At 44.2% G+C, this 8,357-nt stretch carries 9 protein-coding genes; 3 read left to right on the forward strand and 6 right to left on the reverse strand.

The window, feature by feature from the left end:
- Nucleotides 1-153 precede the first annotated feature (153 nt).
- The gene (locus tag AXI59_RS13855) at nt 154-1,038 is read right to left on the reverse strand and encodes a nucleotidyltransferase-like protein (protein WP_061528537.1); all 885 of its coding nucleotides are present in this window, start codon (nt 1,036-1,038) and stop codon (nt 154-156) included.
- Between the two features lie 202 nt (nt 1,039-1,240).
- Here AXI59_RS13855 and AXI59_RS13860 point away from each other — a divergent pair, with 202 nt between their 5' ends.
- Nucleotides 1,241-1,594 (forward strand): YgzB family protein, encoded by a 354-nt coding sequence (locus AXI59_RS13860; RefSeq protein ID WP_061520375.1) that lies wholly within the window; start codon nt 1,241-1,243, stop codon nt 1,592-1,594.
- 34 nt (nt 1,595-1,628) lie between these two features.
- Here the strand turns inward: AXI59_RS13860 and perR are convergent, their stop codons facing one another.
- Both perR and bcp read right to left on the reverse strand, forming a co-directional pair.
- Nucleotides 1,629-2,066 carry a peroxide-responsive transcriptional repressor PerR gene (gene perR, locus AXI59_RS13865; RefSeq protein ID WP_013351502.1) on the reverse strand — a complete coding sequence of 146 codons (438 nt, stop codon included), beginning with the start codon at nt 2,064-2,066 and terminating at the stop codon, nt 1,629-1,631.
- 125 nt (nt 2,067-2,191) lie between these two features.
- Nucleotides 2,192-2,665, reverse strand: a complete 474-nt coding sequence (gene bcp / locus AXI59_RS13870; RefSeq protein WP_061520374.1) for a thioredoxin-dependent thiol peroxidase — start codon at nt 2,663-2,665, stop codon at nt 2,192-2,194.
- 168 nt (nt 2,666-2,833) lie between these two features.
- On the opposite strand from bcp, the gene AXI59_RS13875 reads away from it, so the two are divergent.
- Nucleotides 2,834-4,123 (forward strand): glutamate-1-semialdehyde 2,1-aminomutase, encoded by a 1,290-nt coding sequence (locus AXI59_RS13875; protein ID WP_061528538.1) that lies wholly within the window; start codon nt 2,834-2,836, stop codon nt 4,121-4,123.
- A gap of 210 nt (nt 4,124-4,333) precedes the next feature.
- A complete protein-coding gene (locus tag AXI59_RS13880) occupies nt 4,334-5,398 on the forward strand; it encodes an aromatic acid exporter family protein (RefSeq protein WP_061520372.1) in 1,065 nt (354 codons plus the stop codon).
- Between the two features lie 77 nt (nt 5,399-5,475).
- On the opposite strand, the gene AXI59_RS13885 is transcribed toward AXI59_RS13880, so the two are convergent.
- The 3 genes from AXI59_RS13885 to AXI59_RS13895 form a co-directional block, all read right to left on the reverse strand.
- Complete coding sequence (locus tag AXI59_RS13885) at nt 5,476-7,218, reverse strand: ABC transporter ATP-binding protein (protein WP_061520371.1); 1,743 nt, start codon at nt 7,216-7,218, stop codon at nt 5,476-5,478.
- Nucleotides 7,219-7,298: 80 nt separating this feature from the next.
- Complete coding sequence (gene ntdP / locus AXI59_RS13890; protein WP_061520370.1) at nt 7,299-7,829, reverse strand: nucleoside tri-diphosphate phosphatase; 531 nt, start codon at nt 7,827-7,829, stop codon at nt 7,299-7,301.
- Between the two features lie 134 nt (nt 7,830-7,963).
- A complete protein-coding gene (locus AXI59_RS13895) occupies nt 7,964-8,230 on the reverse strand; it encodes a YgaB family protein (protein ID WP_061528539.1) in 267 nt (88 codons plus the stop codon).
- Nucleotides 8,231-8,357 lie beyond the last annotated feature (127 nt).

Here is an 8,357-nt window from a genome sequence, read left to right on the forward strand (position 1 = left end):
TTAGTTTTCAAAGATCATCTCCACCTCGTCTTGAGGCGACTTTCTCAGTATAACATTTTGACAACTCAGTGTCAAATGTTTTTTCTTTTTATTTCTCCGCCGCTGTGTGCTTTTTGTTAAAGCGCATCAGCGACGTTTAATAATATAACATGGCTATGATTCAGCGTCAACATCTTTTTTAAAAGAATATCCGCGATGATAAACCTCTTGCCCTTTGGTCTCTATTTGACAAACTTCAATCAAGCCCTTTTCTGTCAGGTAATCGAGCATAACACCGAGGTCTTGGGTGAAATGCAGCAGGTCGGGATGCTGAAGCAGTTCTCCAAACTGCCACAGCTCTTTATCTTTCATTACTTGATAGAGGTGGGCAGAACCGATCTCTGCTTTCGAATGGATCAGAAAATCATTTGCCAAGAATAATAATTCGAGTCTTTTCTCCAAACTTTCGCGGCTCTCTACAAGCTCGGAATATAACTTGTATACTTGCGGCTCAATATGGCGGACCTGATTCCACACCGTGGTTTCAGGATAAAAACCTCTGTCAATCACTTCAATGCGGGCCAAATGGTGCAGCGCGTGAACAACCGCATAGTATGCATCAAGAAATTGATTGGCTTCAAAGAAAGCTTTTCCTTCCACATATCTTCTGATCAGCTTGCCGTATTCCATTCCGATTTTCAATTTACGTTCGGCGAACGGAAATGTATTAAGCCGGTCAATAAGTTCCGATATATATTCGTTACGGTCAAACAGCACCTTGCCGTTTATGACCCAATCTATAATTCTTCTATTTGTGCCGAGCAAAATCCATTCCTGCAGCAAGGCATCCGTTACAATATGTAAAGAGGCTGTTTTGTGTTTCAATTCATAGTGTTTTATAAAAAGAGGCTCTTCAGCCTGTTTGACAATGACGAGCATGACCGCATCAAAGTTATCTGTGATGGATGATGCTTTGCTCCTTCTCTCAATCATAAGGACGGCCAGCGTATCGGGATGACTTGCTCTTTCTTGGTAAATTGGACGGAGAAGATTGTCCATTACGATTCCTCCAATGCGATTGTTTCACTAGCTTTTGTTTCTACATTTCTATGATAAAACATGAAAGTCCTTTTTTCTAAACACATTGCACTATTATAAACAATTTTCCTTCTGGCATCCATATTATTTCTCCCTTTTCTTACGAAAACATGAAGAATATACCATTCATTTTATGCTATAGTTAAACCAGAGGGGGATGGACATGGCGAAATACTCCAGCAAAATTAATAAAATCAGAACGTTTGCGTTAAGTTTGGTTTTCGTTGGATTTATCATTATGTACATCGGGTTGTTCTTTAAGCAGTCTGTTTTGCTCGCCAGCTTATTTATGATTCTTGGCCTGTTATCTATCGGTCTCAGCACCGCCGTTTATTTTTGGATCGGCATGCTGTCAACAAAGGCGGTTCGTGTGATATGCCCCGCCTGTGAGAAAGAAACAAAAATTCTGGGCAGAGTCGATATGTGTATGCATTGCAGAGAGCCGCTCACATTAGACAAAGGATTAGAAGGCAAAGCATTTGATGAGGCATATAACAGAAAAAACAGCGTGAAATAAACAAAGCTGACCGTATCAAAGCGGTCAGCTTCGTTTAATGGTTTTCTTTTTTGGAACACTCTTGGCAGACACCGTAAATCTCCAAACGGTGGTGGCTTACCTTAAAGCCTGTTACATGAGCCGCAAGCTGTTCCACTTCGTCAAGCCCCGGATAATGAAAGTCCACGATTTTGCCGCAATTTTCACAAATGGCGTGATAATGGTCTGAGGTGACAAAGTCAAATCTGCTGGACGCATCACCGTACGTCAGTTCCTTTACAAGTCCCGCTTCCCGGAATACACGCAAATTGTTATAAACTGTCGCAACACTCATATTAGGGAATTTCCCTTCCAAAGCTTTATATATATCGTCTGCTGTCGGATGAGCCATAGAATCCACGAGATATTCCAGAATCGCATGACGTTGAGGAGTAATTCGGACTCCCGTATCCTTCAACGTGTCTAAGGCTTCTTTTAATTCATGTGCAGCCATCCGTCATGCACCTCTCTTCTAAAAAAGATTCTTACTTTATAATGTTTATAATTAGTGTACATCTTTTACCGGTTACCTGTCAAATGTAATCTGGAGGAAAGCCCGGGATTTCAAACGTTTGTCCATTATTTTGCCGCAATTTGCTCCAATTCGCGAAGAGCCTCTGTGACATGGTCTTTTACTTTTACCTTTCTCCACTCCTTCACAAGACGGCCTTCTTTGTCTAATAAGAAAGTAGACCGCTCAATTCCCATGTATTCTTTTCCGAAATTCTTCTTCAATTTCCACACATCGAAGGCTTCCGCCAGTTTGTGCTCGTCATCTACAAGAAGCTGAAAAGGAAGATCATGCTTCTCTTTGAATTTTTCATGCTTGTCCCGGCTGTCAGGACTTACCCCGATAATAACCGCATCAAGCCCCGCAAAGCTTTCGTGCTGATCGCGGAAATCGCATGCTTCAGTCGTGCATCCCGGCGTCATGTCTTTCGGGTAAAAATAAAGAACAATGTACTTTCCTTTAAAGTCTGTCAAAGAGACCTCTTCCCCGCTGTCATTTTGCAATTTCATATCCGGTGCCGTTTGTCCGATTTCAATAGCCATTTCTTGTACCTCCGGTTTTTTTATTAAGCGTATCCAATTCACGGCGAGATTACAACCGTTATCCTCCCTGGATTAGATTGGCCTTTTTTACGAAGCTTGAACCGTTGTGCTTGTATTGAAGCATGCTACAATAGGAAATGACGTAAGGAGATATTAGGAGGGTCATTTTTGTATACAAAATCAGTTGAACTTCATAACGAAGCGTTAAAGCATATCGTCGGAGGGGTGAACAGCCCGTCCAGATCTTATAAAGCAGTAGGCGGCGGTTCGCCCGTTGCGATGGAGAAGGCAAACGGCGCTTATTTTTGGGATGTCGACGGAAATCAGTATATTGATTATTTGGCGGCATACGGTCCTATCATTACAGGCCACGCGCACCCGCATATTACGGAAGCGATCAAGAAAGCCGCTGAAAACGGCGTCCTGTACGGCACACCGACAAAGCATGAGGTAACATTCGCCAAAATGCTGAAGGAAGCTATCCCTTCACTCGATAAAGTAAGATTCGTAAACTCAGGAACAGAAGCCGTGATGACAACAATCCGGGTTGCGCGCGCTTATACCGGACGGACGAAAATCATCAAATTCGCTGGCTGCTATCACGGCCATTCTGATCTGGTGCTGGTGGCTGCCGGGTCAGGTCCATCCACACTCGGAACGCCGGATTCCGCCGGTGTACCGAAAAGCATTGCCAATGAGGTCATTACCGTTCCTTTCAATGACATTGAAAGCTATCAGGCAGCATTGGATAAATGGGGCTCAGAAATTGCGGCTGTGCTCGTTGAACCGATTGTCGGCAACTTCGGCATCGTTGAACCGAAAGAAGGCTTTTTAGAAAAAGTAAATGAATTGACCCACGAAGCGGGCGCGCTTGTCATTTATGATGAAGTGATCACGGCGTTTCGTTTTATGTACGGGGGCGCGCAGGATCTCTTGCAGGTCAAGCCCGATTTAACGGCGCTCGGAAAAATTATCGGAGGCGGCCTTCCGATCGGCGCTTACGGCGGCAAAAAAGAAATTATGGAGCAGGTTGCTCCGCTCGGCCCGGCATATCAAGCCGGAACGATGGCCGGAAACCCCGCATCAATTTTATCAGGAATTGCCTGTCTTGAAGTGCTGAAGGAAAAAGGCGTATATGACCAGCTTGACAAGCTTGGCGCCAAGCTTGAAAAAGGCATTCTCGCGCATGCCGCGACACACGGCATTACAATAACCGTCAACCGCTTAAAAGGCGCGCTTACGGTTTACTTTACCGATGAAAAGGTAGTCAATTACGAGCAGGCGGAAAATACGGACGGAGAAGCGTTTGCAGCTTTCTTTAAATTAATGCTGGAACGCGGAATCAATCTTGCCCCCTCTAAGTACGAAGCGTGGTTTATCACAACCGCCCATACCGAAGAAGATATCGACGCCACTTTACAAGCCGTGGAAGATGCGTTCAGGCATATGAAAAAATAAAGACTGAAAACAAGCGGAAGCCTCAGGCTTCCGCTTTTTATTTTGGGCCAATATGTGAGATAATGGTTTTTCCAAAAAAAGACCTTGAATATTTGGTATGATCCCTGTATATTACTTTATTGTTTAGCAAATAAACTGACAGGGGAATGTAAGTGTCAGCCGTTCGTTCGGCACATAATTTATTAGAGAAAGGAATGCACGCACAAACCAATGAAACTTGGTGCCCGCATTTTTAAAACAGGGATTGCGATTACGCTTGCTCTCTATTTAGCTTCATGGATCGGACTGCCTTCGCCGATCTTTGCAGGGATTGCAGCCATATTTGCCATACAGCCCTCTATTTACAGGTCTTTTCTTATCATTATTGATCAAGTACAGGCAAATATCATCGGCGCTATCATCGCTACAGTGTTTGGACTGATTTTCGGCCCCAGTCCGATTATGATCGGATTAACCGCAGTGATTGTCATTACGATTATGTTAAAATTAAAAATCGAACATACCATTTCGATTGCGCTCGTTACGGTCATCGCGATTTTGGAAACACCCGGAAACAGCTTTCTGACGTTCGCTTTAATACGAACAAGCACCGTTATTTTAGGTGTGCTATCTTCCTTTATCGTGAACCTTGTGTTCCTTCCGCCGAAATACGAAACGAAGCTGACTCATCATACCGTAGAAAATACGGATGAGATCATGAAATGGATCAGGCTGACCATGCGGCAGTCGACAGAGCATTCGATATTGAAAGAGGATATCGAAAAGCTGAAGGAAAAAATGATAAAGCTTGATCAGACGTACCTTCTTTACAAAGAAGAAAGAAGCTACTTTAAGAAAACGACTTATGTGAAGTCACGAAAGCTTGTTTTATTCAGGCAGGCGATTATTACGGCAAATCGGGCTCTTGATATGCTGAAAAAGCTGCATCGTTATGAAAATGAAATTTATCATATGCCTGAGGAATTTCAGACGACGCTCACAGAGGAAATCGATTATCTGCTTCACTGGCACGAACGGATTTTGATGCGGACGGTCGGCAAGATCAAACCGCATGATGATTCAGAAGAAGAAGGTATACGATATAAACAGCTGTTAACAAAGTCCTTTTTAAAAAACCAGCAAAACTGTGAGGATGAACTGCTCGATTATAACATGCTCAGCATTATGGCGGCTGCGGCGGAATACCGCGAACAGCTGGAGCATCTGGATACATTGATCACAAGTTTTCAAACGTACCATCCGAAAGACAGTGAATTAGAAACAGAGGAAGAGTAACCCGGTATCAGAAAAACCGGGTTTTTTTGTATAAAAAAAATCTTATACCGCCGCAGCCGGCGATATAAGATGTGATGTCAATTTAAATTCTGAATGGTAAATAAGTGTTTGTATTGGCTGTCACGCCCCATCAATTCCCCGTGTGTGCCTGTTTCAATGATGGCGCCGTTTTCCATGACCACGATTTTATCCGCATGGGTAATGGTGGACAGCCTGTGGGCAACGATAAACGTCGTCCGGTTTTTTGCCAGCTTGTCCATCGCTTCCTGAATATAGTGTTCACTTTCAAGATCAAGCGCCGATGTTGCTTCATCAAGAATTAACAGCGGCGGATTTTTTAAGAATACCCGGGCGATGGAGATGCGCTGTTTCTGTCCGCCTGATAATTTTACTCCCCGTTCGCCGACCCGGGTTTCATAGCCTTCCGGAAACCCCATGATAAATTCGTGGGCATTTGCCGCTTTCGCTGCTGCAATCACTTCATCCAGAGACGCTTCCGGCTGGCCGATCGCGATATTTTCCCGAATGGTTTCGCTGAATAAGAATGTGTCTTGAAGCACCATCCCCACTTGATTGCGGAGGCTTCTCGCTTCATAGTCGCGAATATCAATGCCGTCAATCAGCAGGCTGCCGCTTGATACGTCGTAAAACCTCGGAATGAGGCTGACGAGCGTCGATTTCCCGCCGCCGCTCATGCCGACAAGCGCTACTGTTTCTCCTTTTTTCACCTGCAAGGATACATCCCGCAATATGTTTTCTTTTCCTTCTTCATAACTGAACGAGACGTTCTGAAATTCGACTTCGCCCTTGATGCCGTCTGCTTTTACCGCGTCTGGTTTATCAGTCAGCTCATACGGTTCATCGATAAATTCAAACACGCGGTCCATGGAAGCGATTGACTGGGTCAGCGTAGTTGAAGAGTTAATCAATCTTCTGACCGGATTGTACATTCTGTCGATATAGCCGACGAAGGCAACCATTGTTCCGACAGTCAGCGGCCCGTTAATGACAAAATAGCCGGCAAAGGCGATGACAATAAGAGGCGCTAAATCCGTAATGGTATTCACAACGGCAAATGTTTTTGCGTTCCAATTCGTATGACGGATCGCTTTGTTCAGAAAATGCCCGTTTTTTTCATCAAAATTTGCTTGTTCGTAGTCTTCAATCGCAAAGCTTCGTATGACCGGCATCCCCTGAACCCGCTCGTGAAGGTGGCCTTGAACTTGAGCAAGGGCCTGTGACCGCTCTCTTGTCAGTTTTCGCAAACGGCCGTAAAAGTACTTGACTGAAATGCCGTATAAAGGGAATAAAATAACGGATATCAGCGTCAGTTTTATATCGAGGGTCAGCATGATGCAGATGACGATCAGAACGGTCATCATATCGAGCCAAATATTCATCAGCCCGGTGATGACAAAATCTTTTGTCTGCTCAACGTCATTTATCACCCGGGAAATGATTTCGCCCGTTCTCGTATTGGCATAAAACCGCAGGCTCAGCTTTTGAATATGGTCAAACAATGCCGCTCTGATGTCATAGAGCACCCGGCTGCCCGTCCATTGCGCAAAATATTGCCGATAATATTCTACAGGAGGACGCAGGACTAAAAACAGCACGAGCATGATTCCCATAATGGTGAACAATGACGATGTTTTAGCGCTTGCCGTGCCGCCTCCTTGAATAATGTCATCGACGACATACTTTAACAGCAGGGGAAGCGCGAGCGGGATGGAGAATTTTATGATTCCGATTAATACTGTGATAAAGATTTGTTTTTTATAAGGTTTTACAAATTGCATATAGCGTCTGATCACGCCCACACTTTATCCCCCTCTCTCTTTAAGGCGTGTGAGCCCATGTGAAAAACCTGTTGACCCGCCAACAGGTTTTTTCGTATTCTTTATTTTGTATAGCGCAGATACCGTTCATACCACATATCAACAAATTCCGGAGCAAACGGTCCTTTCCGCTGATGAATCCAGTGAAGCAGCGTATTTAAATATTCCTTCAGAATGCTGTCGATTTCCTTAGGATAATTCATTGATTTGCGGTGGTCATCATACTCATCTTCGTCAAGAATATTATACGTCATATCCGGAAAGACTTTGACATCCAGATCGTAATCAATATATTTAATGGCCTCTCCGTCGTAGGCGAACGGCGAGCTGATGTTGCAATAATAGTGAACCCCGTCATCTCTCAGCATCCCGATGACGTTAAACCACTGCCGCGCATGAAAATAGCAAATCGCAGGCTCTCTCGTTATCCATGTCCGGCCGTCAGATTCCGTCACCATTGTCCGGTCATTTGCTCCGATAATGCACATTTCCGTACTTTTTAAAATCGTCGTTTCGTTCCAAATTCGATGAAGCAGCCCGTTATGCTTATAGCTGTGAATTTGAATGGTTTCTCCTTCCTTGGGATATCCCATATTTCTCCCCTACTTTCTGTAAAGCCCTGCAGTCATTGCAGCCGCAATTGCTTCCGACAAGTCTTTTCACTATTATACCGTTACGAATAAAAAAATGAAAATAAAAGAACCATCCCGCTTCCGGAATGGCACATTCATCTCTGCACATAGGAAGACGTCTTTTCTGTGCTGCGATAGGATTGGATGACCTGCTCTGTCTGCTTCTGGAATAGCTCCTGTATGCCAGCCAGATCTTTTCGCTTGATTGCGATTTCATCCTGAACGTTGTCCAGTTTTGCATCTCTTTCCAAACTGATGAGCTCCGCTTCGACCTGCCTGCAGCGGTCAAGTTCCGACTGCAGCTCGAGAAGCTGATCCATGATCTTCATCTGTTCACTAACAAGTTTTTCAAACTCTGACATCGGATTCCTCCTTGAGCTTTTGAGTTGATACTACATACCATTTCGATTTTCAGGAAGAAATCCCTTTGACTCATTCTGTAGAGGATTCACAAGTTTTGTCGTTTTCAAAAAAAAAAAAAAGCACTTC

It is taken from the genome of Bacillus nakamurai (genome assembly GCF_001584325.1).
GTDB classification, from domain to species: Bacteria; Bacillota; Bacilli; order Bacillales; family Bacillaceae; genus Bacillus; species Bacillus nakamurai.

Excerpts from the sequence above, each read along its gene's own strand:
- AXI59_RS13855 (WP_061528537.1), bottom strand. The coding sequence starts at position 1,038 with ATGGACAATCTTCTCCGTCCAATTTACCAAGAAAGAGCAAGTCATCCC.
- AXI59_RS13860 (WP_061520375.1), top strand. The coding sequence starts at position 1,241 with ATGGCGAAATACTCCAGCAAAATTAATAAAATCAGAACGTTTGCGTTA.
- perR (WP_013351502.1), bottom strand. The coding sequence starts at position 2,066 with ATGGCTGCACATGAATTAAAAGAAGCCTTAGACACGTTGAAGGATACG.
- bcp (WP_061520374.1), bottom strand. The coding sequence starts at position 2,665 with ATGGCTATTGAAATCGGACAAACGGCACCGGATATGAAATTGCAAAAT.
- AXI59_RS13880 (WP_061520372.1), top strand. The coding sequence starts at position 4,334 with ATGAAACTTGGTGCCCGCATTTTTAAAACAGGGATTGCGATTACGCTT.
- ntdP (WP_061520370.1), bottom strand. The coding sequence starts at position 7,829 with ATGGGATATCCCAAGGAAGGAGAAACCATTCAAATTCACAGCTATAAG.
- AXI59_RS13895 (WP_061528539.1), bottom strand. The coding sequence starts at position 8,230 with ATGTCAGAGTTTGAAAAACTTGTTAGTGAACAGATGAAGATCATGGAT.